Consider the following 26654-nt stretch of genomic DNA (forward strand, 5'->3'; position numbering starts at 1 on the left):
ATTTTCTATCTGTATATAAGCAAAAGCCTACTTATGATTTTGTTTACTACAATCATAAGTAGGCTTCCTAAAAATGATTTATCCTGCTACTTTTTCAGAGAACTGACTATTGTAAAGATCTGCATAGAAGCCATTTGCCTCTAACAGTTCTGAATGTGTTCCTTGCTCGATCACTTTTCCTTGGTCCATCACAAGAATCAAATCAGCATCCTTAATCGTTGAGAGGCGATGGGCAATGACAAAACTAGTTCGTCCTTCCATCAAGCGGTTCATCGCCTGCTGGATATACGTCTCTGTCCGCGTATCCACACTTGACGTTGCTTCATCCAGGATCATGATCGGTGGATCTGCAAGGACCGCCCGCGCGATTGTAAGAAGCTGCTTTTGCCCTTGTGAGATATTCGACGCTTCTTCATTTAGAACTGTCTCATACCCTTCTGGCAGCATCCGAATAAAATGATCGGCATGAGCCGTGCGGGCAGCTGCGTATATCTCTTCGCCCGTTGCGCCGTTTTTCCCATAAGCTATATTATCTTTAATCGTTCCTTTAAAGAGCCACGTATCCTGTAGTACCATCCCAAAGTTCTTGCGCAGATCACTTCGGGACATATTCCGTGTATCCAAACCATCAATCTTAATCTTTCCGCCATTCAGTTCATAAAATCGCATCAAAAGATTAATCATCGTCGTTTTTCCAGCACCAGTTGGTCCAACGATCGCAACCGTCTGTCCAGGTAAGACCTCAATGTTCATGTCTTTTATTAATAAGTCATCGCCATATCCGAAGTCCACATGTTCAAACGTTACCGCACCTTGTGCCCGCGTTAAACTTGTAGTCGTGATTACTTCTGTTTCTTCCTCTTCGTCAAGCAGCTCAAAGACACGCTCAGCTGCTGCTACTGTTGACTGAATAATATTTGCGATATTAGCCGTTTGTGTGATTGGCTGTGTAAACTGCTTGGAGTATGTGATAAATGCCTGGATATCACCGATTGAAATCGCACGTTGCGTGACTAAAATCCCGCCGACAACACAGATCAAAACATAGCCGATATTCCCGATAAAGAACATCATCGGCATGATAATCCCGGATATGAACTGCGCTTTCCTTCCCGCTTTATACAATTCCTCATTTATTCTATCAAACTGGGCAACGGCCTTCTTCTCGTGTCCAAATGCTTTCACAACTTGATGACCCGTATACATTTCTTCAATATGTCCATTTAACTGACCAAGTGTACGCTGCTGATCGGCAAAATGTTTTTGCGATCTTTTCAAGATGGGCCGAATGACAAAGATTGAAGCTAGTAAGCTACTAATCGAGATGAGTGTCAACATCGGACTGATCGAAAGCATCATGATGACAATCCCAATAATGGTAACGATCGATGTAATAAACTGCGTCATACTTTGTTGAAGTGTGCTGCCGATGGTATCAATGTCATTTGTGACACGGCTGAGTGTTTCACCGTTCGGACGTCCCTCAAAATATTTGAGTGGAAGCTTCGCAAGCTTTGCGTTGACATCTTCTCGAAGACTGTAAACCGTTTTTTGAGCAACACTAGACATAAGATATTGTTGCACGTAATTAAAAAGACTGCTGAAGACATACAGTCCACCCAGCTGTAGAAGAATCCAACCAATTTTATCAAAATGAATGGCCGCTCCTGGTATGCCTCGCAGCTTCCCGTATGCACCTTCAAACAATTCTGTAATCGCTGTCCCCATGATTTGGGGACCAACAACCATAAAGACAGTACTCAAGATCGCGGCGAAAAAAACGGCGATTAATTGATTACGACGTGGTTCTAAATACGTCAAAAGACGTCTCAGTGTTCCTTTAAAATCTTTTGCCTTTTGCCCCATCATCATCATGTTGCCGGCACCTGGGCCATATCCCATCTGCCTACCGCCTTGAGGTTTTTGGGGATTTCTCATGCAATTTCCTCCTCTGAGAGCTGTGAAAGGGCGATTTCACGATATACGTCATTTGTCTTAAGCAGCTCTTCGTGTGTACCCATGCCTGCCATGCGTCCATGGTCTAACACGATGATTCGGTCGGCGTCGATGACCGTACTAACGCGCTGTGCAACAAGTAACACCGTCGCATATTTTGTCTCCTCTTTCAGTGCTGCACGAAGTTTGGCATCTGTCTTGAAATCAAGGGCAGAAAAGCTATCATCGAAAATATAAAGATCCGGTTTGCGAATCAGGGCTCGCGCAATCGATAGTCGCTGTTTCTGTCCTCCTGATAAGTTCGAGCCTCCCTGTTCGATTGCTGCGTGATAACCATCTTTCATTCTACGAATAAAATCTTCCGCTTGCGCAATACGAGCTGCATGTTCAATTTCATCCTGTGCTGCATCTGGTTTTCCAAAGCGAATGTTATCCGCAATCGTACCTGTAAACAGCATCGCCTTTTGTGGCACGAAGCCAATTTTCGAGCGGACTTCTTCATGTGATGCTTCTCGAATATCAACACCATTGACGCGAATGGTTCCACTCGAAACGTCATAAAAGCGTGGAATCAAATTGACAAGCGTTGATTTCCCTGAACCCGTTCCCCCAATGATCGCCGTAACCTCACCAGGTTTTGCCGTAAAACTAATATCCGATAATGCAGGCTGTTCTGCTCCTGGGTAACGAAACGTCACATGTTCAAATTCAAGCGAGCCTTTTTCACGATCTGCCTTTGCTGTGCCCATATCCTGGAATGTCGGTTCCTTATCAAGCACTTCGTTAATCCGTTTGGCCGACACGGCAGCACGTGGAATCATAATGAACATCATCGATGCCATAACAAGTGCAAACATGATTTGCATGACATACTGGATAAACGCCATCAAATCCCCAATCTGCATGTCCCCATTATCAATGCGAATTCCGCCAAACCAGATGATCCCGACAATCGTCAAGTTCATGACGAGCATCATCGTAGGCATCATGAATGCCATTACTTTATTTACTTTAATCGAGACGTCTGTCAACTCTTTATTCGCTTGTGTAAGACGTACTTTCTCTTCTGGTTCACGATTAAAGGCACGAATAACGCGAATCCCGGTTAAATTCTCTCGTAATACAAGGTTCAAACGGTCCAGTCGTTTTTGCACCGTTTGAAAAAGCGGCACCCCTTTATTCAAAATAAGTAGTACTGCACCAATTAACACAGGCATTGTGACAACAATGATCAGTGATAATTTGGCGTCCTTCGACACTGCCATAATAATTCCACCGATTAACATAATAGGTGCACTGATAACCATGCGCAGCATCATTATAACGACTTGCTGAACTTGCGCGATGTCATTCGTCGTCCTTGTGATCAATGATGCGGTTCCCATTTCGTCAAATTCTTGCAATGAAAAGTTTTCAACATGATTGAAGACTTTGCGACGAATATCACGCCCTAATCCCATGGCCGCTTTCGACGAACAGTAGCTTGCGATAACCGAGGCAAAAGCTCCTAGTGCTGAAACTAGCAGCATCCATCCGCCAATTTTCCAGATGTAAGAAGTATCTCCTGCTATAACTCCCTTATTTACAATATCCGCCATTAATGTAGGCAAAAAAAGATCTGCCATTGATTGAACAAGGACAAGACCGAAAACAGCTAAAACGATCCATTTATAAACAGATAAGTTTTTCAGTATTTTTATCATTTTGTCTCCCCTCCTTGCTCTACTATTTTTGCTTCTAAATAATTGGTAATTTGCAGATGCGTTTCTAGCAGCTCTTCATACTGCTTATCCGTCATTAATTCACTTACAAATTGAAATAGTTGATGAATACCACCTTCTTGAAGATGAATCGTTTTTAAAAGTGCTTCTCCCTTTTCGGTAATCGCGAGCTGCATCTCCCGCCGGTTACCTTCCACTTGCTGACGATGGAGCAAACCTGCTCGAACGAGTCCATCAACCGCCTGGCTCAGCGTGCTTTTCGGAAGAAACGTCTTTTCGCCCACTTTCTTTTGCGTCATTTCCTTATGGAGTGTAATGGTCATCAAAACCGTATATTGCGGAATGGATAAGCCATTTTCTACCGCTGTCTTTTGCACCAATCGCATGATATTCTTTTGCACATGCCAAAATGAACGCAATAATTGTGTGGAACGCATTACTTTTTGCTCTTCATTCTCCATCCAAACTCCACCATTCTTTCGTCTCGAAACTGTTCGGTAATGAACAGTTTGTTTTTGATCGGTTAAATTTACATCTTTTTTTTCGAATCGTCAAGCCAAAGTAAAAAAGCAGCCGGGTCATGGCTGCTTAACATGTTTTATACACTTGTTTCTTTCGCTGTCTCCTTTAGTTGTGCTAATTGTTTTTGTACCTCTTCTTGAACGGAAGGGTCAATTGCATAAGAAGAACTTGGCGAAATGTTTGATAGCCGGGTGTTAGCTTCTATTTCAGATTCCATCATAACAATTCGTTCTTCAGCACGAGCAAAGCCTCTGGCTATGTTGTCTGTATTCAAGGAAACGACTGCATTGTCTAGTTGTTTAAGCGATTGAGCTACATTAGCCCGGGAAAGCAACAGAAGTCTTTTGTGCTGTAATTCATTATATTGTTCTTTTAGCTGATTGATTTTTTCCTCCAGGAGGCTTGTTTGTCCTTTTATCATTTCATACTGCTCTTTATATAGACTTCTCTTTTTCTCCTGAAGCAGTTTTTCCTGAAGCGCCAGTGCTGCAATGTTGTCTTCTCCTTTTGTTACAGCAAGTTTTGCCTGACGCTCTCTTTTAGCCAGTACTTCCTCTGTGTCTATAATCAATGCCAGCTGTCTTTTCTCAAGGAAGATTTGCTTCGCAAGAGCGTGCTGGCCTTTTGCGATTTCCTCCTCCATTTCCCTCATATATTGATTCAGCATACTAATTGGATCTTCGACTTGATCAAGTACTTTATTTATCTCAGCCATTGTAATACTTTTAATTCGTTTTAAGATTCCCATCTTATTGTTCCTCCTTAGGTTTGTTTTGATTTTTCTCCCATTCATCCAGAAAGTCTGTCTGTGCATGGTTAGCAGAATAAGTATGGTAGAAAACAGGTTCTCCCATCGCTGAATGCTTGAGGGGACGTTTTTTCCACAGCCATTTGCACAAGATCGCCGCAACAGCTACCCAAAGAGCAAGCCCTGCCGCAAATCTAATGAACTGAAACGCTCCCATAGGATGAGGGCCATACATAAAGCGAGCTTCATCTCGGCCATAGCCTGAATGAAAGTGATGCATGGCATGCATCCCATGTCCTCCTAAAAATCTCATACTCCATTGGATCGCAAGTAGTGTGACAATCACTGCTACAATCCATAGGAAAACTTTCTTTCCTTTTGCTTTCATTGTTTCATCCTCCTCTTGCTTGTCCTTCCGATGAATTTGATTATAGGAAAGAAAAAAGAAAAAACGGTGAAAATCAATCGAGTAGAAAAAAGAAAAGCGCAGCACGTAACGGCTGCGCTTCAACATATAGAAAAACCAGTGTTTTTTGTATGTTGACTATCCATTTGCGTATCTAAGAGGAATTCTAACTGTAAATCTACTTCCTTTCCCGGGTGTACTGGAAACCTGAATCGTCCCATGATGAGCTTTCACAATCCATTTGGCAATGGATAGACCAAGACCTGTGCCGCCCAGCTGTCGGGATCTATTTTTATCGACCCTGTAAAACCGATCAAAGATACGGCCCTGTTCCTCTAGTGGAATGCCGCTGCCTGTATCCTGTACAACGATCTGCAGCGCCGGCTGTTTTTCATGTGTATCAGCAGAGAGGGTCACTTTCACTTCCCCTCCATTTGGTGTATATTTAATCGCATTATCCAGCAGGATATAAAGCAGCTGCTTAATTCGTTCCTGATCGCCATAAACCAGCAGTTCAGAAGGGGCGGTCAATTGCAGGTTCATTTCTTTAGAATGAGCAAGGGTCTGAGTAGACGCCACCAGCTGTTCAGCAGGAAGGACCAAGTCGAAGCGTTCATATTGCAAATCAGCAGCACCTGAATCGGAGCGCGCCAGTGTTAATAAATCGCTAACCAGTTTGGTCATTCGTTTAATTTCACCCTGCATATTGCCCAATACCTTTCGAGAAAAATCCGACAGATGCTCCTCTTCCATTTTAAAAACATCAAGCGACGAGTTCAGAATACTGAGCGGTGTTCTGAGTTCGTGGGAAACATCCGCCACAAGTTCCCGCTGCCGTTCAAAGGATTTGCGAATCGGAATCATGGCTCGTCTAGACATAAAATAACTAAGCAAGAAGGCAATCCCTAAAAATAAAATCCCTAGCGTCACTAGAATGATAAGCAGCCGGTGGCTTAACTCATAGTAAAAAGAAACATCTTTCCCGGTATAAAAAACTCCTACTAGCTGGTCGCCTTGATAAATCGCCCGCCCGGTCATCATCAAATCAATCGGATGTCTTTCCTCTTGAGGTGGTGGCCCCAAGTGAGCTTCATGAGGCCCCTGATGTCTTTTCGGATGAATCAGCATCGTTTCATAACGGATTTCGTTTGATTGAGGAATCCATCCTTGCAGGGCATGAAAAATGTCCGGTTGGAGCCGCTCGATGACAGCCTTCCCAAAAATCATCTGTCCTTTTGGATCCACGATCTCATAAAAGAATTGGTTTCCACTTTCCTGGAGCGCATTGATATTATCCAACTCTTCCGGACTAAGTTTGCCGTCCTGTAACGCATTCGTAAGTACGCTCGCCTGCTGGTCAGCAAGCAGCTGCAATTGCTGCTCCTGCTCGTGAGAAATTGTCGTGTTCACCAAAAAATAAACAATCGTAATAAATAGTGTAAGAAAAACCATAAGTAAGGCGCTGTATTGAAAGGTTAGTCGATTTTGCGTATGAACGAATAAATCCTTTTTCCAGTCTCGAATACGTGATCGTATATTATATATCAAGTTTATATCCCACCCCGCGAATGCTTTGAATCATGTCCTTTTGACCATGTGCATGTAATTTCTTGCGAAGCAGTTTAACCGTAGCGTCAATGGTTTTTATACCTGCATCAGAGTCATATCCCCATATTCTGTCGTAAATGATCTCACGCGACAGCACTTGTCCTTTATTACGAACTAGTAAATCTAATAGCTGAAATTCCCGGGGCGTTAATAGAATTTCTTCCTCGCCGTACGAGACCGTACGATTGGTAAGATTGACAGTAATATTTTGTATCTGAACGATTTGTTCCTGAATCGGAGCGTAGTTGCGCCGGTTTAGTGCGCGTATTCTCGCAAGCAGCTCGTCCACTTCAAACGGTTTCACTAAATAGTCATCTGCTCCCGCATCCAATCCAATGATCCGATCCTGGAGCGCGTCTTTTGCCGTTAACATCATGATGGCGCCTGAATATCCTTCTTCCCGTAGACGGCTGCACACCCGAACCCCTTCTTCGCCTGGAAGCATCCAGTCCAAAATAAGTAGATCATAATGAGAACCTGCAGCATAATCGTATGCATCATCTCCCTGCGTCACCCATTCTACTTGATAACCCCCTTTTTGTTTCAAAAGATGAGTAATCAGTTCACCTAAAAGCAGATCATCTTCCGCCAATAAAATATTCAAACCAAACACTCCTTAATATAAAACTGCGAACTGTGCCAACTTTATTGTTTTGCTATCTTTCGATTGTAAATGATTTTAGTGAAAAATGAGTTAAAAAACAAAAAGCCCATCCGTGGTTTTGGGTAATACAATCACGAATAGGCTGTTTAGGCAGTTTTGTATTCCTAACTAACGTATCACCATCCCGCCTTCTATCGGGCATCATTTCCTAAGTATTTTAACTTGTAATGACTTAACGCAAGTAAAGGCCAAATATAGCGATAACTGTGGTAATGAAAGTACGCGCCTCCCGGTAGCCCCGCTCCCGTCGGATAAGTCGTTGTCCAATCGTATTTATTCCCCGATCCAATCAAATACTGTATCCCTCGTTCAATCGCAGAAGTGGGTTCCTCTGAAACAGCAAGTAGAGCATCGACTGCCCATGCAGTTTGAGAGGGCGTACTAAACCCTAGTGGAACATATTTTTTAACAATATCACTCTTACAAGATTCGCCCCATCCTCCATCAGAATTTTGAGCCTTTATCAGCCACCGAACAGCTTTTTGAATCACAGGATGGTTGGGCGATATCCCTACAGCCTTCATTCCGGTAATCGCAGCCCACGTACCATAAATATAGGAGATTCCCCAGCGACCATACCATGATCCATTCCCTTCTTGCTGTTTCATTAGCCACTGAACCCCTCGACTGATGGTAGGATAACGAATATGTAGTCCTACATCATGTCCAAGAAACTGTAGCGTTCTCCCAGTTAAATCAGCGGACGAAGGATCCGTACCAATTGAATCGAACCCGCTGATGGAAATCCATTTTGCTAGTTCTTTATCTACGTTCTTTTCAAATGCCGGCCATCCCCCATCGTCATTTTGCATGGACAGCACCCAGTTTACTCCACGATCCCAAGCCTGACGATAGCTTGGGTCCGCCTTGGCTAACGTACGGATCGCTCTTAGCGCTGCAGTGGTATCATCCACATCAGGATTTATCGTGTTGATATCCGAAAATCCCCATCCGCCTGGTGCAGCATGTGGGTTATGAATCATCCAATCTCCGTATTTTTTATGTTGTCGTGAAAGCAGGTACTGGCCAGCCTGTTGTATCGTCCTACTTGAGCTAGGTACCCCGGCTTCTTGTAGAGCATAACTAAGTAATGCCGTGTCCCAAATGGTTGACGTAAAAATCTGCGTATGAATCTGTTCGGTTGGTTTACAAGCTAATGCTTTTAACCCGTTAATAGCATGTAAGATAACAGGATGTTTATCCGAATATCCCATTGCCAAAAAGGCGAAGATCATAAGAAAGGTTGAGCTGAAATAGCTGTATAAAGTTCCATCTGGTTCAATTCTCTCCAACATAAACTGTTCAGCACGACGTATAGCCACATTATGAATCTGATTAGGAAGATAAAGAAGATTGGTAACTCCAGATTCTATCAGCTCTAAAATTGAGCGATACTGTTTGGACGGTTGGTGTATACGTTGTGGCACGTTTATGTCTGATAGATCAGGCGTTCGTTGTGTTTTGATAAAAAATTTTCGGTCAGCCACAATTAGAATCGGTGCAACATGAACTCGGGCATACCCGACCAAATCAAAGAAATTAACAGGAAACGTCAAAGGAAGCAGCATAATTTCAGGTGGAAGTAGAGCATACTGCGACCATGAATATTGTCCTGTTAAGGCGAGCATCACTCTTGTAAGCAGATTTACCTCTGTAATGCCTCCCCTTGACAAGATAAAATGTCTGGCTGCCTGCATATTCTTGTCACTTTTCTTATGATAACCGGAAAAGAGCAGTGCATAGTAAGCCTCAACTGTAGCTGACAGATTTCCGCCCTCTTCATCATGAAATAACTTCCAGGCACCATTTTGCTCCTGTTTATCGACCAATCTTGCTGCTAATCTTCTTATTAAATCTTCATCATGAATGTTCAATGTTCGTAATAAGATGATCAGATAAGCATCTGTCATGACGCTGCCTTCTACACAATAGCGCCAGGACCCGTCACGTACCTGTTGATTTTTTACTATGGTGATCATGCGATTGATTTCTGTTTCCACTTGATTCAAACCACTCACTCCTTTTCTCGCGATGGTCAGTCTACATAATACGGAGCAAGGAAATAGATTGATTTTTTCGGGACGTTTATTCTCAGTTTTTATTGTATGAGAAGAATAAAAAAAGAAGGCCTATATTCTTGCCGTCAGTTTTACGACCAGAATATAGGATTTTTAGGTATTTAATCTATGTTTACAGTAAATATTGTTTTGGTGTAACATGTTTTTGGGAGCTGAAGCAGTGATTTTTTGTAAAGGTCGGGGTATTGAGAGGAAAGAGTTAGCCTATGAATAAGTCTTTATCGGGCAAGTTGCATCGCGAGCGCTCGATCTTTACCAAGGTTCCGGAAATTACGGCCTTCTTCTGGATCACCAAGGTGCTGACCACTGGAATGGGCGAGGTGTTCTCTGATTATCTCGTCAACCATATCAACCCGATACTTGCGGTAGCTCTCGGGGGGATTGGGCTAGTAGTCTCGTTGATTCTGCAGTTCTCAGTCCGCCGATATGTAGCATGGATCTACTGGTTAGTCGTTATTATGGTAAGTATATTTGGGACGATGGCGGCCGATGTTGTGCACGTTGTCCTAGGCATTCCATACCTTGTATCAACTACGTTCTTTGTGGTGGCGCTGGCCATCATTTTCGTTGTCTGGTATACGATCGAGAAAACCTTATCTATACACAGTATCTATACTTTTCGTTCGGAGGCTTTTTACTGGTGCACCGTACTGGCAACGTTCGCACTCGGAACAGCTGCAGGAGATATGACTGCCGCAACCATGCACTTGGGCTACTTCGGCTCCGGGGTGCTGTTTGCCGTCTTGCTTGCGATCCCTGCTCTAGGATATTTGTTTGGTCTAAATAAAATTGTCGCGTTCTGGTTCGCCTACATTATGACGCGTCCGGTAGGTGCCTCATTTTCCGACTGGATATCAGTGCCTCATAGTCGTGGCGGTATTGGCCTGGGTGAAGGCCCGGTCAGCCTCTGCCTAACGATCATCATCGTTGTCCTTGTCGGGTACCTGACTATTACCCACAAAGATGTTAAGGATGAACCCGCCCCGTCACAAACGTTGTAGTAACCTTTTTATTGCTTGTCTAAGGCATAGACTGTCGTCTATGCCTTTTTTGCTGAACAATAAACACTTATAGTACGAACATATCCTCCCACAGATACATTAATAATTCGTAATAATGGCTTAATCACGTAAAATTTAAGTAAATAGCAGTAAAGGCCCGGTACTTTAATGCTATAATCTAAAGCACATACACTACATACTTTACTTGCTTTTCTGGAGGAATCGTTCTATGAAATTGACTAGCATTAAAATGCGTACAATGGTTTCGATATTGCCCCTTACCATTGTTACACTACTTATCATCGTAGTTATCTCCTATTCTTATTCGCGATCACTTATCGAACAAGAAATCAATCAAAAAATGGAAAATCAAATGGCAAGTGTCAGTAACGAATTACAAATCAGAATTACTGCTCATAGTACGGTAACAAGAGGACTTGCTCGTGCTATTGAAGCAGCCCCTACCTCATTAACCCCTCCCCAATATACTGCACTATTAAAAAATAGCTTATCACTCAGTTCTGATACTTTCGGTACAGGCGTTTTCTTTGAACCGAATAAATACCGTCCAAATCTGAAGTATTTCTCCTATTATGCATATCGGACTGGTGACAAGGTAACCGTTACAGATGAATATAGCGATCCAAAATACGACTATCCAAGTCAAGATTGGTATAGTAGGGGCAAAAATTCTCCTCAAGCCATTGTGTACTCACCTCCATATTTCGATACCTCTACGAATGTGACAATGGTAACGGCGACTGCCCCATTTTATGATCAAAATAAAAATTTCCTTGGTGCAGCAACAGGTGATATCGATATTACAGAACTACAAAAAATAATACGTAACACAAAAGTTGGGAATACAGGCTGGGCATTCTTAGTCGATAATACAGGAACGTATCTAACAAATCCCGACGAAAAAAAAGTAATGAAAACAAAACTTGCACAAGATCCAAACAAATCATTAGCTTCGCTTTCCACGCAAATGGCTAATGAAAAAAATGGACATTCTGTTTTTGAAGATAGGAACGGGAAAAATCAGATTTTTTTCACTCGGATCCCACAAACAGATTGGGTACTTGCGCTGGTGATGCCTGAGCATGAATTATTCTCACCACTGCAATCATTGACCAAAACCCTTGCTGCGGTGAGTGTAATTGCGATTCTGATCATCATTGCTGTAATTCTGTTATATAGTCGCTACATTACGTCTAACATTACACGCATTAATCATCTATCAAAAGTAATGTCTACTGGAGATTTTACGCAAACGGTCGAAACCGATTCTGTTGATGAATTTGGACAAATGGCAGATAACTTCAATGACATGACAACAAAGGTTCGTGATATGATGCTCCAGGTAGCAAATAATTCACACCATGTTGCCTCAACTTCCGAGCAATTAACAGCTAGTGCTGAGCAAACGAGCAAAGCAACCGAACAAATTTCCGAAGCCATTCAACAGGTTGCTGCTGGTGCGGATACACAATCTGGTATTGTTACCACTACTCATACCATCGTAACGCGTGTATCCGATGACATACAGCAAATTACAGATCGTGTCCATGAAGTTAGCAAAGCATCTCAACACGCTGCACAGACATCGATCAGTGGTAGTCAAATCGTCGAAACTGCTCGTGCACATATGAATCTGATAAACGAAAAAGTTCAGCATTCTGACGATGTTATCCATGCACTCGGTCAAAAATCGGAAGAAATCGGAAAGATTGTATCGCTTATCACTTCAATTGCTGGACAAACAAATTTACTAGCGCTAAATGCCGCCATCGAAGCCGCCCGCGCTGGGGAACACGGACGTGGATTTGCCGTTGTTGCCGACGAAGTTCGTAAACTAGCTGAACAATCCGCCCATGCGGCTGAGGACATTGGGGATTTAATTACCCACATTCAATCCGAGACAGAGAAAGCTGTGCAAGCCATGCAAGAAGGAAGTTCAGCTGTTAGTGAAGGAATAGGTATGGTCGACAATGCTTCTACAGCCTTTGAAGAAATTCGTACCGCTGTACAAGATGTATCGAGTCAAATTGAAAGGGTAACGGAAGTTGTTGCTCACATTCAAACGGACACACGACAAATGATCCAATCCATGGATGAGCTAACTGACATTTCCGAAGCGGCTGCTGAAAATACGCAGCATGTTGCCGCCGCTGTTGAAGAACAAACTGCTTCTATGGAAGAAGTGGCATCTGCCTCTATTATGCTCTCTAAAATGGCTGAAGAGCTACATGAGGTGATCAATCGTTTTAAGATATAATGGCGAAAAGCCTCCCACTATCTGGGAGGCTTTTCACTATCTCTTTCGTTCGTCAACTTTTTATTCATCACGATGCCCATATGAATGGTAATGATGTGGATAGTAAGGATATGGTGGGTAGTATGGATATGGTGGATATGGCGGGTATGGCGGGTAGTACGGATACGGGTAATAATAAGGTGGATAGTAAGGATAAGGTCGAGGACGTGGGTAATAGTAATACGGACGCTCCTCTATTTGCTGTTCCACATTAACAGGTACATATTCCTGCATTTTTATTTCCTCCTATTATCTTGTATAGAGATCATCATCTACATTACCTGATATATGCCTATAGATAAAAAGTGGTGCTTGTGCACCAGGAATTATACAAACGTGAACCTCCATGTATATAAAACAAAAAGCCTGCCAGATATTTAAAAAACATCGGATTGGCAGGCTTAGACGTTCCTATACTATTTTTTTGTGTTACTAAGCTTTTTCAAAAGAGACGGGCAGGGTGTGCAAACCTCGAAATCCAATTAGGCCTCTCCATTGTGGGGTCTTTGTGTCCAGTTGCAGCGTAGGCATCCTCCGCAGCAACGTACGAATGGCAATATCCGCTTCTAAACGTGCCAACGGAGCACCTAAACAAAAATGAATACCGGTTCCAAATGCAAGATGATGATTCGGTGTTCGAGTGATATCGAGTTGGTCCGGATTAGAAAATACCTCTGGATCTCGATTCGCCGCTCCTAGTATAATATACACTTGCTGCCCTTTTCGAATGATCTTTCCACCGATTTCAACGTCTTCTGTTGCAAAGCGAACCGTCATCTGTGTCGGGCTCTCATATCGTAAAATTTCCTCAATAGCCGTTGAAATAAGCACAGGATTTTCTCTTAATTTTTCACATTGCTGAGGATGCTGTAGCAAGGAAAGCATTCCATTCCCAATTAGATTCATCGTAGTCTCATGTCCAGCAATCAACAACAAGATACACATGGCGACCAGCTCGTCTTCATTCAATCGGTCGCCTTGTTCTTCAGCTTGAATGAGCTGACTCATTAAATCATTTTGGGGATGCCGTCGACACTGCTCGATTAGACTGTGGAAGTACCCTATGAGCTTTCTAGCCACCTCTCCACCTTGATCGAGCGACTCTTCTGTTCTGCTCAAATCAATGGTACGAATCAAAACATTCGCCCACTCTCTAAACTGTTCCCGCTCGTCAATCGGTATGCCTAGCATTTTCGTAATGACAATAACGGGGAGCGGAAACGCAAACTCCGAGATGAGCTCCATTTTTCCTGTAGGCTGTATCTCATCAAGAAGCTCATTCACCGTTTCTTCGATATACGGATATAACTCCTGGATCATATGAGGAGTAAACGCTTTGCTTACGAGCATCCGCAGTCGTGTATGATCAGGGGGATTTTGGAAGAGCATCATATTTTTTTGAATGTGAGCAAGCGGTCCATACGCTTCAGAAGTTTCCGGAATTCGCATCCGCTTTTCAAAGCGACAATCTTTGAGAATGGAGAATGCCTCTTTATAACTTGTGACAAACCAGTCCTCCTGATCAATCGAGGAGACCCAGTGCACCGGAGCTGTAGCTCGAAGTGCATCGTAAAACGGATATGGATTTGTCCGAAACTCTGGTGATAATGGATTGAACCTGCTTACCTGTACGATATTTTCTGCCATTATGACAACCTTCCTCTCTTCAAACAAATGGTTATCCGATGATCCCTATTTCTTTTCCAACCTTCTTAAAACTAGCAAGCGCTTTCTCGATTTCGAAAACGGTGTGTGTGGCCATGACCGTTACCCGAATTCGACTTGATCCTTCCGCAACAGTAGGTGGTCGGATCGCTGGAGCGAATATCCCCTCTTCTTCTAACAGGCGAGAAAAACGAACTGCTTGTTTCGCATCGCCAATAATAACGGCAATAATCGGTGTGTTTCCTTCAATGAGCGTAAAGCCACATTGCTGAAGACCGGATCGTATATAAGTCGCATTCTCTCGCAATGTCTGCCGCCGTTCAGGCTCCAACTGAATGAGTTCAATCCCCTTCATTGCAGCTGCCACTACACTAGGTGAAAGAGATGTTTGAAAAATAAACGAACGCGCATAATTACGCAAATAGTTCGTGACCGATGCAGCAGCGGCTACGTACCCGCCTTCCGCTCCAATGGCTTTACTTAATGTCCCCATTGTCAGCTGAACTTTATCGCTTAATCCAAAGTGTTCCGCTGTGCCTGCCCCTGTTGCTCCGAGTACCCCGGTGGCATGTGCATCATCTACCATCACCCATGCTCCGTATCGCTCGGCTAGCTCCACAATCTCTGGAAGGGGCGCAATCGTACCGTCCATGCTGAAAATTCCATCTGTTACGATTAGTTTCTTTTTATGCTGAACAGCTTGTTGTAATTTTTCTTCTAAGTCTTGCATATTAGCATGTTGATAAATAAATGTTTGTGCTTTGCTCAAGCGACACCCATCAATAATGCTTGCGTGATTTAATGCATCACTGAAAATCGCATCTCCTTCTCTCATAAGAGCGGAGATGATTCCGAGATTCGCTAAATACCCGCTGCTAAATACGATTGCATCTTCTTTTCTTTTAAAGGAAGCAATCTTTTTTTCAAGCTGTTCGTGTAATGTAAAATTTCCTGTTGTCAGGCGAGAACCACCGCTTCCTGTCCCATACCGTTGAATCGCTTGTGCCGCCGCTTCTTTCATTTTCTGATCTGTGGCAAGTCCAAGATAATTATTCGTAGAGAACACATGAATGTTTTGGTTCTCCTCGACAACTCGAAGTGTACGAAGCAGGCCCTTGGCTTCTGTTTCACCTAGAGCATCCTTTAACGCCGCTTCAAAGGTATCCATAGCCATTTCCTCCTCACCCAATCCAGACCGGTTTTCGTTCTAGATACTCAATATATGACTCGATGTCTGTTCCTTCTTTCACAAAAAATATCCGCCCGCCAGAAAGCTCGCCCTTCCTTTTTAAATGCGAAATCCTACAATACCCCAGTTCACAGCTGCCCACATATCCTGTGACATACTCAGGATCATCGGACCAGCACAGCTCCGCTACTGTATAGGGAGACCGAGCAACTTTTGTTGCTAAAGCAATCGCTTCCGCAATACGGGAAGACGTAAAGGAAGGATGTTGATTCTGCCACAAGCGGTGCTTACTTTTTTCCCAATCCATGCGGGACACTCGTATCCCACGATCACCACGATGATCGATCCGTTCTCCGCTTTGACTGTCAAGCAGGATCGCTCCCCGCCAATTATGCGAAGAGGCAAGCAGGTCTAATCCGTTCTGAATGGCTGTATCGGAAACAAACAACTGCTTCAGTAAAATGGCTGCCTGCCTTCTTCCTTCCTCAGGTGTGTGTACGTCATATGTCGAAACAGGAAGAGGAGACAGACATTCTACTTCTTTCTGATCTACCTTTTCCATGACGATCGAGATAAAATCTGCTGTACCACGGCTATGACTCATTGCTTTATGGAGCAGTTGGCTTACGAGTGTTTCTACCTCTTCTGCTGTACTCAGCCTCTCCCCTCCTGAAATATGAAGCCCCCCACATTCATGGGCTCCTCCCTGTGCTGCACGCATGCGCAAACTATAAAGAGAAGGGTTTTCCATCGTAACTTTTCCTCCTGTTTACTTAATAAGTAGATATAAATTTTAAAATTAGGAAAATTTTCATCAAAACCGTTTTTGTTAACTTATATTTTTGTTCAGTTAACATTTATATAGATATTTAACCATGATTCCTAATTTAGCGTCAACGAAAAAAGCCAAATTCCTTGGTGTAGTAGGAATTTGGCTTCTTCAATAATTCTATACTCAACTATTAAGCGTCTCGAGAATAGAGTAAAGCTCCTCTAAATGTTTGATTTCATAATCAGGAATGACTTCATTTCGTTCCTTGTTGTGGCGGTTTATCCACACTGAATTTATGCCGGCACGAGACGCACCCAAAATATCTGTCATTAAGTTATCTCCGACCATAATTACTTCATCTTTTTGTAGGGACATCAGTGTTAAAGCATGTTCGAAAATAGAAGGGTCAGGCTTCCCTCTGCCGAATGCACCAGAGATTACAATATGATCAAAATATGGAACAATCTCTGGAGTAATCTCCAACTTTGTATTTTGTAAATCAGGTGAACCGTTCGTTAAAAGCAAGAGTTGATACTTTCCTTTTAGTTCATTTAATACGTTGAACGTTTCTTCATATACAAATGGATTCTTTCTGCGCTCAACAGGGAATTGTTCTGCTAATTCATATCCAAATTCAGGATCATCGATTCCGGCTGCTTTTAATCCTCTTGTCCATGCTTCCTTGCGATATGTCGGGACAACCGCTTTTAACTTTTTAAAATTTTCATCATCATCTAAAAAATTACCCCACAATCCTTCAAATGGGTTAATACCGATCATTTGTGTAAAGGGATACGTTTCATAGGAAGAATAAAGTTCTCTTGCTTCTTTTCGTACCGCTTCCTCAAGCGTTTCAGGATCAATATCATATTTTTGCTTTGCCGCATTGCAGGTGGCTACAAAAGCCTCTTTTACACTCTTTTGATCCCATAGTAGCGTATCATCGAGGTCAAAAATAATTGCTTTAATCATATTAAGTAAGCCTCTCATTTCTTCATGATAGTTATTATTTTATTAATTCAACATAAGGTTACATTGATTTTGACCTTCTTTCAAGTCATGAGATGATAATTTAGCTATAGAGAAAGCCTCTTCCGTCAGAGGAGAGGCCCGGTTATTATATAAAACTTCTGCTTCTGTATGATGAGTGTATTCCTTCAATCGCGTTAGTTCGATGGAACAGTCATCTTATTATGTTTCAAAGTAGTGTAGATGACGCAAGCGATAAGAATTGAAATCAGAACTAGAGAAGATCCCATCGTCCCTAGATCTAGCCCCCCCTTTTGCATGTGACTTTGTAAGCAGGTCTCCGAATGTCGCTCCAAAAGGGCGAGTTAGGACAAAGGCGATCCAGAATAAGAAGATACGAGAAATTTTGGTATAAAAAGCAGCTAAAACTATGAGCGCCAGTAAGTCCCCGATTAGCATGGCTCCTCCCGCAAATCCAAGGCCTGAACTATCAGCTAAGAAATCACCTAAAGCTGTACCCAACGTATTAGAGAAGAGGATGGCAACCCAATAAAGTACTTCAACTTTACGTGTATTAATATAATTGACATTCAATGACCGCTCACTAACGTACCAATAAGCGAATATCACCAACAAGATGCTGACTAATATCAATGACCCCTTTGCATATCCTAAGCCCAGACTGCGGTCCATAAAGTCAGACATTGTTGTGCCAGCGGTACTCGTTGTCAGAATAACCGTCCAATAAAGGGAGGGGTGATACTTTTTCGACATAAGTTGCGATACGAGACTAATCAAAAACAGCCCAAATAAAATAATGGAACTGATGGCGTACCCCACTTTCATAGTCTGTGCCAATAAGTCACCAGCTGTTAGTTAGTGTAGAGAATAAATATGATCAAATTATGATCGTTACATGAGAGATGGATGAGAATTCACTGAGAAGTAGTAGCCGATGTAAGATGGACAGTAAATACGCTCCCCTTCCCTTCGACACTTTGCACTTCAATCGTCCCATTATGCTGCTCCACTAATTGACTTGCAATCGCTAGTCCTAAACCAGTCCCACCTGTTTTCCGCGAGCGCGCTTTATCTACACGATAAAATCGATTAAATATTTTCGGTATATCTTCCTCAGGTATTCCTATACCACTGTCTTGAACACGTACTTCAACAATATCCCCATTCTGTTTGGTGAATATTTTTACATTTCCCCCTGTATTGGTATATTTCTGCGCGTTTTCAAGTAAGATCACAAGTACTTGTCTAAGTTGATCTGGATCTCCCATTGCAAAAATACTCTCGTCTACCTGACATGTTAGGGAAATGCCATTGTTATCCTGCCACGTTTCCTCCACAGCGTCTTGTATCACGGTTGCCACATTCACTTTTGTTTTTTTGGTCTGTACATGATCAGAACGTGCTAATTCTAACAGTTGGGAAATGAGCCGCTGCATTCTAAGCCCTTCTTCATCCATTGATTTAATGGATTTCGCAAAGATTTCAGGGTTATTCTTCCCCCATCGTTTTAACAGTTTAAGATTGCCTCGCAAAGCAGTGAGCGGAGTCCGTAATTCATGGGAAGCATCTGCGATAAACCCCTTCTCACGTTCAAACTGCCTTTCTAGTTCTTGCAGCATTGTATTAAAGGTACTAGACAAATTCGTTAATTCTTCCGGACCCCCTGGCACTGGAATCCGTTTACTCAGATCAGGGAAGTGCTTCATGTTATCAACGGCATCCGTAATGGCAAGCAGCGGACGCATGTTGCGGCGTGTCAAATGATAGATCAAAAAAGAGCCGATAAGCGTGCCGACGGCTGTCGTTAATCCTAGTACTTTTACGATCAAGATAAGTAAATTTTCGATATTGCTAAGCTGGACCGCAATATGCATTTGGCCCTTTTGTCCGTTTTTCTGACTCCAACTTTTCTTATCTACAAAGAACAAGCCATCCTGATCATCCCACAGCAATCCTTTAAACCATTCATGCTCAGTTTTTTGAATTTCATTGGTAAAGTCCTTCTCCCACCCTCGAGAACGCGCTACTGTTTTTCCTGCCGAGTCATTGATTTCAATAAAATAATTAGCATGATCTGGATAAAGCAATTCATCTAAAGTTTCCTGCCAGTTTAGCTGATTCTCCTGGGAAGCTACCTGCAGCTTATACTGAATGGCATCCATTTCCTGTTTCGTATTTTTAAAGAGAAAATAACTGACCGTTCCCGTCATCATGATGCCAATCAGGAGGACAACAGCAAGCAAACTCATGATATACCACACCGTAAACCGAAACATCAGTGTGTTTTTATAACGGGCGAAGTACATAGCCAACTCCCCGAACCGTTTGAATCAACTTTGGTGTGAAATCCCGGTCCAATTTATTACGAAGATAGCGGATATAAACATCTACAATGTTTGTCTCCCCCGCAAAATCGAAGCCCCAAACGTTAGATAATAGTCGTTCTCTCGTTAATACTGTACCTGCATGTTTCAATAAGAAAAGCAACAGCTCGAATTCCCGTTGCGTTAATTCAATTTGAATTCCAGCACGAGATACCAATCGTTTTTTTTCGTCTAAAAGCAAGTCTTCTATCTGTACTATTCCATCGTTGGTGGAAGCTCGTCCCTTCTTATTCCGTCTTATGTTCGCTCGTATGCGAGCCAGCAGCTCTTCAATTTCAAATGGTTTTGTAATGTAATCATCCGCGCCTGTATCCAGGCCTGCAATTTTATCTCCTACATAATCCCGGGCTGTTACGAGAATAATCGGAACCTCACTAAGTTTGCGAATGCGGCGGCACACTTCCAACCCATCGAGTTTTGGTAACATCCAGTCTAATAAGATCAAATCCCATTCTTTCTGCTGCGATAACTCTAAGCCCTGCTGACCATCGGAAGCCACCTCGACATAATACCCTTCAAATTGTAATTCTAACTGAATAAATTGTGCGACATTCTCTTCGTCTTCTACTAACAAAATGGATAATTGATCCATATGATCTTCCCCCTTCCTTTTTTGCATCGGACTGCGGGTAAGCACGAAAACGATCGTCTGAAAACAGACGACCGTTTTTCATTTTTATTTATTTGCTCCGTTTAAGATACTAAGCGAATTGGTAAGTGCAGATTTGCACTGGCTGGCATCAGGATTTGTTGAACGAACGGCTGCTAGTACATTGTCAATCGTTCCATCAATTTTGATCCATGTTGTGCTATCGATTTTCCTAAGCTTAGGCTCCGATATGTCCCATTGATGTTCCAAATCGTCAGCGCCTTTTTTCGCCGAAGTAAAGTCATTTGTGTTTACAGATTTCAGCATATCATTTTCGATTTTAACAAACCCTGTTAATTGTCCAGCTAATTTATTTTGTGGAGAATCGATTTGCGATTTTCCGCCTACTGTAGTTTGTGAAGAATTAGTTTGCGATGTTACTTTATTTGCTCCGTTTAAGGTACTAAGCGAATTGGTAAGCGTAGCTTTGCACTGGCTAGCATCAGGGTTTGCTGAACGAACGGCTGCTAATACATCGTCAATCGTTCCATCGATTTGGGTCCATGTTGTGCTATCGATTTTTCTAAGCTTAGGTTCTGATATGTCCCATTGATGTTCCAAATTGTCAGCACCTTTTTTCGCCGAAGTAAAGTCATTTGCGTTTACAGATTTCAGCATATCATTTTCGATTTTAACAAAATCCGTTAACTGTCCAGCTAATGTAGCTTGTGGAGAATCAGTTTGCGATGCGATATTATTGCTGCACCAAACATAACCGCCTATACCGGTAGCTAAGAAAATACACAGTACCACAATAGTTTGTGTCAAAACATTTTTCTTACTTTCATGTGCTTGGTTTATTGCCACTGCTTCATTTTTTGCCGTTGTATCAATTTTTGTAACAGCAAGAAAAATGATGATCGCTAAAATACCTATAAGAAAAATTACACTCGTAACGGTTGTCCCCAAACCTAACCCGCCATTAATTTTTGGTTGAGATAGGTAATCTCCTAATGATGCTCCGAGTGGACGAGTCAGAATATACGCAATCCAAAACGCTAATACTCCATCCAGTTTCAAGAACTTCCATGCCAAAAATACGCAAGCTATTATACTAACGACTGTTATTCCTGTGTTGAGATAACCAAGACCAAGTTGTTCAGAATATAAATCGCCGACTGCTGTTCCAAGCGCAAATGTGAAAAGAATGGTAAGCCAATAGAAAACTTCTCTTTTTCTTGTATAAATCGAGTGGATCGAAAGTGTTTTTTCGCTACGATACCAAAAAAGAAACGTTAATCCTAGCAGCACAGAGAAAACTACTGTACTACGCTCAAGAGGTACTCCCATACTGTCTGTTAAATTATCAGTGACCAGCGTTCCAAATACGCTTATAAGAACAACCGTTAGCCAATAAATGCCTGGAATATATTTCGTTGCTCTGAATTGAAGAAACAATACGATGAAAAACGCGATTCCCATAATGATCGTAGTGAAAGTTAAACCAAATCCAAGGCTGAAGTTTAGGAAATCAGCAAATGTTTCACCGACAGTTGTGCATAAAACCTTAATGATCCAAAAGAAAATCGTAACTTCTGGTACTTTGCTAAGTAAAATTTTCAATTTGGTCTGGTTGTCTTCCATATATTTCTTCCTTTCTTTAGCAGCGGTTTCCCACAAATTAATCTTTTGTTTTACCTGATTGTATTAAAACCAAAAGTAAATTTTATTGGACTACAAATTAAATTATATCTGATACTATCCCCCTAAAAAATGAGAATACGATGAGAATTAAATGAGATTTATGTAACGTAAATCTGAAAGACACACGTTGTCGATTCTACAAAAAAAGGCTGCCTCAATGCTGTATTACAGCTTTTGAGGCAGCCTCTCCTTATCAGTTATCCCTTCCGATGTTTTTCATCTTCGTTTCTTCTTTCTGCCTCCATGTTGAATAGCCAAAAGAACACATTCTGGAATAATACTCCCAATACCCGATCAGCCCAACCGCTACTAGGGCTGTTTGTGGTGAAAACATAGGAAAATCAAACAGTCCAGTGAGAAGCGTGACAGGAATTAAAAACAAAAAAACATCTAAAAATTCTTTGTGCGTACGACTCGCTGTCAACGTTAATAAAAGTCGGTACAATAGGACAACAACCAGCAGCAAAAATGCCATGCCTCCCACCGTACCAAAATTCACAAAAAAGTAGAGAAAAATATTATGAGGGTGAGCAACATACTGACCGATCAACTCTTTATACATGTCCTGGAATCCGTTTGGTGTAACGCCAAAAACCGGATGCTCTCTCCATATGTTCAAACTTGTTTCCCAGATCAATTTTCGATCACTCATGGATTCTCCCAGGCTTCCACTCCGCGGCAGCCATTCCATAAATAGCGGAGTACATGTCAAAAATCCGATCAGCCCCAAAAAGCGCAGCTTCAAACGAAGGCGGAAGAAAAAGAAGAGATATAACATCACCATCGCGGCAAATCCGGTACGTGACCCTGTTTCAATAATCGCTGTAGATAAAACAACCAAACAACCAATAAATAGCAGGTTAATTTTTCGTTTTTTCTGATGGATTTTATAGAGCCATACGACTAATAACAGAGCTACAGCATACAGCAGCAAAAACGAAGCAAAGTTAGGATTATACGTACTTCCGAATAGACGATCCAACTGATCATAGCCAAATAATCTTGTACCCGTTACTAAGCCCACTATTCCATCCGTTGAACATCCAATGTGAAACAATACTTGTATCCATCCTAATAAAGCAATATATAGCCCTCCGCCGATGTTAATCCAGAGCCAGTTTCGAAAAAGTTGGATGGTTCCGTGCTGTTTTACATACAGATAAAAACCGAGATACCCCAAAATAAAAAGTACGGACATTAGGTACGTCAAGTTATGAAGCTGAATGGAAGCTATCACAGTGGAAATGAACAAACTTAAGAAAAAGACAACGGTGACGGTAACATCAAGTGGTTTTCGCCCGCGGATTACCCGATATAATTGGAACAAGCCAATCAGCATGAGCCATGTAATACCAATAGGTGGTAATACATACAGCAAAATCATCCCAGCCTCAAGCTTTCCTATTTTTTTATAATGGTCCCTCTTATCCGTAAACATTCTTTATATCCTTTCCCCTTTTGAGTATCTCTCTTATACGCTTTTTAGCTGCTTTTAATTTTTTTATAAAGATTTATTAACCTATTACCTATACAATGTATTAGTAACCTTTACGTAGTTATAAACATGAAATCTGGAGGTATAGATTTTACAATGAAAAAACAACTTAAAAAAGCAGTCGTCTGCCTTGGAATCTCTTCACTTTTACCCGCAGCAGCTTTCTCTGTATGGGCCGATACCATGCCAGCGACAAAAATCCCAGCACAACAACCAGCTCCAAAGGCTGTGATCGTCGCACCTGTTCACCCGGCAACCCCAGCAGTTGTAGTTGCTAAACCTAAACTTAACACACAACAGCAAAAAGCCCAAGTTTTAAAACTTGCACAATCGCTCAAAGGAACACGCTACCTGCAGGGGGGATCTACGCCTAAAGGGTTTGATTCTTCTGGTTATGTTAACTATTTATTCACAAAAAACGGAATAAACATCCCTCGTTCTACTAATTCGCTATTTCGAACAGGGAAACCTGTCGCAAAAAACGCCTTGATCGCAGGCGATCTCGTCTTCTTTAATACAAATGTCGGCAAAGGTGCAACCGATGTCGGCATCTACCTTGGCAACAATACGTTCCTCTCCGTTACAACCAAAAGAGGTGTAGCCGCTTCGAACTTAAAAGATAAATACTGGGCATCCAAATTTGTCGGTGCAAAACGCATCTTATAAAAATAACCGGGCATATGCCCGGTTATTTTTAGTTCCTCACATCTTCAAAGCTGAATTTCAACCATTGTCCCGCAGCCAATTTCACTATTGATTTTAATTTCTCCATCGTGTGCCCAAATAATATCACGGGCAATGGCCATGCCAAGTCCGGAACCTTTATGTAATTCTCCTGTGTTAGTCCCACGATAATAACGGTCAAAAATTCTCTCCAGTTCTTCTTTCTGTATCCCCTTTCCATTATCCTTTATTGTAATGTATGTCCGTTCTTTTTTTTCGATACAGACGACAATTTGGGTGCTGCTGTCGTTATGGACGATCGCATTATAGATCAGATTATTTATCGCCCTCCGAATAAAAATCTCATCAGCATCTATTTTGATCCGTTCCTGACTACACTGAAATTCAATATATCGATTTGAATATTTGGCATCATTCAAAATATCAATGACAATACTTCGTAAAAGAGCTACCATATTAATTGCTTTTTTATGTAACGTTAATTCTTTATTTTTCAATCTTGTCGTTATGCTCAAATCTTCAACGACTTCCTTTATATAAAGGGATTTATTTTCAATAATTTCTGCGTATTCTCTCATTTCTTCTAATGAAAACTGATAGTCCGGGTCTTTCATCATTTCAGCATAACCTTGAATGGAAGCTAACGGTGTTTTGATATCATGGGATATGTTTCCGATCCATTCTTCTTTCATTTTATCTAGCTTTTTTCGTTCATTTTCATTTACTTTTAGCTGATTGGATAAATAATTCACATTATGAAAAACATCTTTATACATGCCTTTCGGTTCATAAATGACATCATAGTCTTTGTTTGCTAATCTTCTGATTCCATCTATGAGCATGCTTAATGGCTGCGTCAGTCTTTTGCTGAATAAATAGCCAATCAATAAAGCAATGAGGCCATCTATTATAATAAAGACCGTACTGCCTACTTTAAACATGTGGAGTATATCCCGATAGTCATATGACAAGACATATTTACCGATATAAGGATTTTTGATTCCAATAAAATAACTGTATTTTTTATGATTGATTTCCTTCCCACTCACAAAAACAGTCGTTTCCGCATCAATTTCTTTATACTTATACATTTGTACAATTTCTAATGGTGTATATTTCTTTTTTGCCCCTGCTGGTAGCCTGTAGCTGTATACTTCCTGGCCATTCTCATCTAAGATTTGAATCCATGCGTTGTTTTTTTGCAGCGCATTTTGTCCTTTTTCATTTATTGTCACACGATCAGCAGAAGCTATCACATAATCATCTAAGCTCCTTGTAAATGCTTCAGCGGATGTTTTATTTGCTTGAAAAATCGGCTCTTTACCTGTAGCCTGGGCTATGAGCAAGGCTAGTATCAGCAGAAAATTTATAAAAACAACGAGTATCACTACTAAAACAATGGATAATATATATCGCCCCGTTAACCGCCATTTCATCAATTATTTATCCTCTACCACAAGCTTATAGCCTAAGCCTTTTACTGTAATCAAATATTGCGGATTGGAAGGTTGTTCTTCAATCTTCTCCCGTAACCTCCGAATGTGTACCATAATCGTATTATCGAAACCGATAAATTCTTCGCCCCATACATGATCACAGAGACTTTCTTTACTAATAATTTGATTGGGGTTTTTAAGAAGATGCGCCATTAAGCCAAGTTCTTTTGGCTTTAACTCAATGGTTTTTCCGTTCTTTTTCAATTCTGCTCGTTGTTCATATAATTCAAAAGGGCCTGCTTTTAAGGGATGATTTTTGTCATCAACTTGCATATAGTCAGCCCTGCGCAATTGTGCCTTTACACGATACGCGACTTCCTTTGGACTAAATGGTTTGGTGATATAATCGTCACCGCCAATCGCAAGGCCTAAAATTTTATCAATCTCTTCGCCTTTTGCAGATAGGAATAAAATAGGCACCTTCGAAATACTTCTTATTTGTTTACAAACATCATATCCTTCTCCATCCGGCAGCATAATGTCGAGCAAAACAAGATCTGGCTGTTTTTGTTGAAATTGCGCAAACCCATCTTTTGCAGTTGTCGAAGTATAAATGGTATCGATTCCTTCTTTTGTTAATACCGTTTTTAGAATTCGTAAAATATCTTCTTCATCATCGATCAGTAAAACCTTTTTATTTTGTAATGACATATATGGCCAGCCTC

23 protein-coding genes are annotated in these 26654 nt (G+C 41.6%); 3 read left to right on the forward strand and 20 right to left on the reverse strand.

What is annotated here, in order from left to right; translation table 11 throughout:
• Window positions 1-78 precede the first annotated feature (78 nt).
• The 8 genes from PO771_RS10290 to shc form a co-directional block, all read right to left on the reverse strand.
• Window positions 79-1938: an ABC transporter ATP-binding protein gene (locus PO771_RS10290; protein ID WP_422664939.1), complete on the reverse strand. Its 1860-nt coding sequence runs from the start codon at window positions 1936-1938 to the stop codon at window positions 79-81.
• Complete coding sequence (locus PO771_RS10295) at window positions 1935-3659, reverse strand: ABC transporter ATP-binding protein (protein ID WP_272559586.1); 1725 nt, start codon at window positions 3657-3659, stop codon at window positions 1935-1937. The genes PO771_RS10290 and PO771_RS10295 overlap by 4 nt, the downstream gene beginning before the upstream one ends.
• The gene (locus tag PO771_RS10300; protein WP_272559587.1) at window positions 3656-4138 is read right to left on the reverse strand and encodes a MarR family winged helix-turn-helix transcriptional regulator; all 483 of its coding nucleotides are present in this window, start codon (window positions 4136-4138) and stop codon (window positions 3656-3658) included. The genes PO771_RS10295 and PO771_RS10300 overlap by 4 nt, the downstream gene beginning before the upstream one ends.
• Window positions 4139-4275: 137 nt before the next feature.
• On the reverse strand, window positions 4276-4947 hold the full coding sequence (locus tag PO771_RS10305) for a PspA/IM30 family protein (protein WP_272559588.1): 672 nt from the start codon (window positions 4945-4947) through the stop codon (window positions 4276-4278).
• Between the two features lies 1 nt (window position 4948).
• Entirely contained in the window at window positions 4949-5335 is a 387-nt protein-coding gene (locus PO771_RS10310; RefSeq protein ID WP_272559589.1) for a hypothetical protein, read from the reverse strand.
• A gap of 156 nt (window positions 5336-5491) precedes the next feature.
• Window positions 5492-6901 carry a sensor histidine kinase gene (locus tag PO771_RS10315; RefSeq protein WP_272559590.1) on the reverse strand — a complete coding sequence of 470 codons (1410 nt, stop codon included), beginning with the start codon at window positions 6899-6901 and terminating at the stop codon, window positions 5492-5494.
• Window positions 6891-7565, reverse strand: coding sequence for a response regulator transcription factor (locus tag PO771_RS10320; RefSeq protein WP_272559591.1), 675 nt, complete (start codon window positions 7563-7565; stop codon window positions 6891-6893). Before PO771_RS10320 ends, PO771_RS10315 begins: the two co-directional genes overlap by 11 nt.
• Before the next feature lie 191 nt (window positions 7566-7756).
• Window positions 7757-9634, reverse strand: a complete 1878-nt coding sequence (shc, locus tag PO771_RS10325; RefSeq protein WP_272559592.1) for a squalene--hopene cyclase — start codon at window positions 9632-9634, stop codon at window positions 7757-7759.
• Window positions 9635-9909: 275 nt separating this feature from the next.
• On the opposite strand from shc, the gene PO771_RS10330 reads away from it, so the two are divergent.
• Together PO771_RS10330 and PO771_RS10335 are read left to right on the forward strand one after the other, a co-directional pair.
• A complete protein-coding gene (locus PO771_RS10330; protein ID WP_272559593.1) occupies window positions 9910-10704 on the forward strand; it encodes a COG4705 family protein in 795 nt (264 codons plus the stop codon).
• A gap of 229 nt (window positions 10705-10933) precedes the next feature.
• Window positions 10934-12982, forward strand: coding sequence for a methyl-accepting chemotaxis protein (locus PO771_RS10335; protein ID WP_272559594.1), 2049 nt, complete (start codon window positions 10934-10936; stop codon window positions 12980-12982).
• Between the two features lie 60 nt (window positions 12983-13042).
• Here PO771_RS10335 and PO771_RS10340 read toward each other — a convergent pair whose 3' ends face one another.
• From PO771_RS10340 to PO771_RS10385, 10 genes are all read right to left on the reverse strand, one after another.
• A complete protein-coding gene (locus PO771_RS10340) occupies window positions 13043-13255 on the reverse strand; it encodes a hypothetical protein (RefSeq protein ID WP_272559595.1) in 213 nt (70 codons plus the stop codon).
• Between the two features lie 198 nt (window positions 13256-13453).
• Complete coding sequence (locus tag PO771_RS10345) at window positions 13454-14668, reverse strand: cytochrome P450 (RefSeq protein WP_272559596.1); 1215 nt, start codon at window positions 14666-14668, stop codon at window positions 13454-13456.
• Window positions 14669-14699: 31 nt separating this feature from the next.
• Window positions 14700-15854, reverse strand: a complete 1155-nt coding sequence (bioF, locus tag PO771_RS10350) for an 8-amino-7-oxononanoate synthase (RefSeq protein ID WP_272559597.1) — start codon at window positions 15852-15854, stop codon at window positions 14700-14702.
• Between the two features lie 13 nt (window positions 15855-15867).
• Window positions 15868-16626 (reverse strand): 6-carboxyhexanoate--CoA ligase, encoded by a 759-nt coding sequence (gene bioW / locus PO771_RS10355; RefSeq protein WP_272559598.1) that lies wholly within the window; start codon window positions 16624-16626, stop codon window positions 15868-15870.
• 204 nt (window positions 16627-16830) lie between these two features.
• The gene (locus PO771_RS10360; protein WP_272559599.1) at window positions 16831-17619 is read right to left on the reverse strand and encodes an HAD family hydrolase; all 789 of its coding nucleotides are present in this window, start codon (window positions 17617-17619) and stop codon (window positions 16831-16833) included.
• Window positions 17620-17838: 219 nt separating this feature from the next.
• Window positions 17839-18474, reverse strand: a complete 636-nt coding sequence (locus PO771_RS10365) for a COG4705 family protein (protein WP_272559600.1) — start codon at window positions 18472-18474, stop codon at window positions 17839-17841.
• A gap of 77 nt (window positions 18475-18551) precedes the next feature.
• Window positions 18552-19943, reverse strand: a complete 1392-nt coding sequence (locus PO771_RS10370) for a sensor histidine kinase (RefSeq protein ID WP_272559601.1) — start codon at window positions 19941-19943, stop codon at window positions 18552-18554.
• A complete protein-coding gene (locus tag PO771_RS10375; protein WP_272559602.1) occupies window positions 19924-20613 on the reverse strand; it encodes a response regulator transcription factor in 690 nt (229 codons plus the stop codon). The genes PO771_RS10370 and PO771_RS10375 overlap by 20 nt, the downstream gene beginning before the upstream one ends.
• An 84-nt stretch (window positions 20614-20697) precedes the next feature.
• Window positions 20698-22254 (reverse strand): COG4705 family protein, encoded by a 1557-nt coding sequence (locus PO771_RS10380; RefSeq protein WP_272559603.1) that lies wholly within the window; start codon window positions 22252-22254, stop codon window positions 20698-20700.
• A gap of 253 nt (window positions 22255-22507) precedes the next feature.
• A complete protein-coding gene (locus tag PO771_RS10385; protein ID WP_272559604.1) occupies window positions 22508-23752 on the reverse strand; it encodes an O-antigen ligase family protein in 1245 nt (414 codons plus the stop codon).
• A 153-nt stretch (window positions 23753-23905) separates the two neighbouring features.
• Between PO771_RS10385 and PO771_RS10390 the strand changes: the two genes are divergently transcribed.
• Window positions 23906-24475, forward strand: a complete 570-nt coding sequence (locus tag PO771_RS10390; protein ID WP_272559605.1) for a C40 family peptidase — start codon at window positions 23906-23908, stop codon at window positions 24473-24475.
• Window positions 24476-24519: 44 nt separating this feature from the next.
• On the opposite strand, the gene PO771_RS10395 is transcribed toward PO771_RS10390, so the two are convergent.
• A complete protein-coding gene (locus PO771_RS10395) occupies window positions 24520-25929 on the reverse strand; it encodes a sensor histidine kinase (protein ID WP_272559606.1) in 1410 nt (469 codons plus the stop codon).
• Between the two features lie 3 nt (window positions 25930-25932).
• On the reverse strand, window positions 25933-26640 hold the full coding sequence (locus PO771_RS10400; RefSeq protein ID WP_272559607.1) for a response regulator transcription factor: 708 nt from the start codon (window positions 26638-26640) through the stop codon (window positions 25933-25935).
• Window positions 26641-26654 lie beyond the last annotated feature (14 nt).

The organism is Aneurinibacillus uraniidurans (assembly GCF_028471905.1).
Classification (GTDB): Bacteria; Bacillota; Bacilli; order Aneurinibacillales; family Aneurinibacillaceae; genus Aneurinibacillus; species Aneurinibacillus uraniidurans.

What these genes read in the sequence shown, in the direction of transcription:
- PO771_RS10290 (WP_422664939.1), bottom strand. Translation starts at nt 1,938, where the DNA reads ATGAGAAATCCCCAAAAACCTCAAGGCGGTAGGCAGATGGGATATGGC.
- PO771_RS10295 (WP_272559586.1), bottom strand. Translation starts at nt 3,659, where the DNA reads ATGATAAAAATACTGAAAAACTTATCTGTTTATAAATGGATCGTTTTA.
- PO771_RS10300 (WP_272559587.1), bottom strand. Translation starts at nt 4,138, where the DNA reads ATGGAGAATGAAGAGCAAAAAGTAATGCGTTCCACACAATTATTGCGT.
- PO771_RS10305 (WP_272559588.1), bottom strand. Translation starts at nt 4,947, where the DNA reads ATGGGAATCTTAAAACGAATTAAAAGTATTACAATGGCTGAGATAAAT.
- PO771_RS10310 (WP_272559589.1), bottom strand. Translation starts at nt 5,335, where the DNA reads ATGAAAGCAAAAGGAAAGAAAGTTTTCCTATGGATTGTAGCAGTGATT.
- PO771_RS10330 (WP_272559593.1), top strand. Translation starts at nt 9,910, where the DNA reads ATGAATAAGTCTTTATCGGGCAAGTTGCATCGCGAGCGCTCGATCTTT.
- PO771_RS10335 (WP_272559594.1), top strand. Translation starts at nt 10,934, where the DNA reads ATGAAATTGACTAGCATTAAAATGCGTACAATGGTTTCGATATTGCCC.
- PO771_RS10340 (WP_272559595.1), bottom strand. Translation starts at nt 13,255, where the DNA reads ATGCAGGAATATGTACCTGTTAATGTGGAACAGCAAATAGAGGAGCGT.
- PO771_RS10345 (WP_272559596.1), bottom strand. Translation starts at nt 14,668, where the DNA reads ATGGCAGAAAATATCGTACAGGTAAGCAGGTTCAATCCATTATCACCA.
- bioF (WP_272559597.1), bottom strand. Translation starts at nt 15,854, where the DNA reads ATGGATACCTTTGAAGCGGCGTTAAAGGATGCTCTAGGTGAAACAGAA.
- bioW (WP_272559598.1), bottom strand. Translation starts at nt 16,626, where the DNA reads ATGGAAAACCCTTCTCTTTATAGTTTGCGCATGCGTGCAGCACAGGGA.
- PO771_RS10360 (WP_272559599.1), bottom strand. Translation starts at nt 17,619, where the DNA reads ATGATTAAAGCAATTATTTTTGACCTCGATGATACGCTACTATGGGAT.
- PO771_RS10370 (WP_272559601.1), bottom strand. Translation starts at nt 19,943, where the DNA reads ATGTACTTCGCCCGTTATAAAAACACACTGATGTTTCGGTTTACGGTG.
- PO771_RS10375 (WP_272559602.1), bottom strand. Translation starts at nt 20,613, where the DNA reads ATGGATCAATTATCCATTTTGTTAGTAGAAGACGAAGAGAATGTCGCA.
- PO771_RS10380 (WP_272559603.1), bottom strand. Translation starts at nt 22,254, where the DNA reads ATGGAAGACAACCAGACCAAATTGAAAATTTTACTTAGCAAAGTACCA.
- PO771_RS10385 (WP_272559604.1), bottom strand. Translation starts at nt 23,752, where the DNA reads ATGTTTACGGATAAGAGGGACCATTATAAAAAAATAGGAAAGCTTGAG.
- PO771_RS10390 (WP_272559605.1), top strand. Translation starts at nt 23,906, where the DNA reads ATGAAAAAACAACTTAAAAAAGCAGTCGTCTGCCTTGGAATCTCTTCA.
- PO771_RS10395 (WP_272559606.1), bottom strand. Translation starts at nt 25,929, where the DNA reads ATGAAATGGCGGTTAACGGGGCGATATATATTATCCATTGTTTTAGTA.
- PO771_RS10400 (WP_272559607.1), bottom strand. Translation starts at nt 26,640, where the DNA reads ATGTCATTACAAAATAAAAAGGTTTTACTGATCGATGATGAAGAAGAT.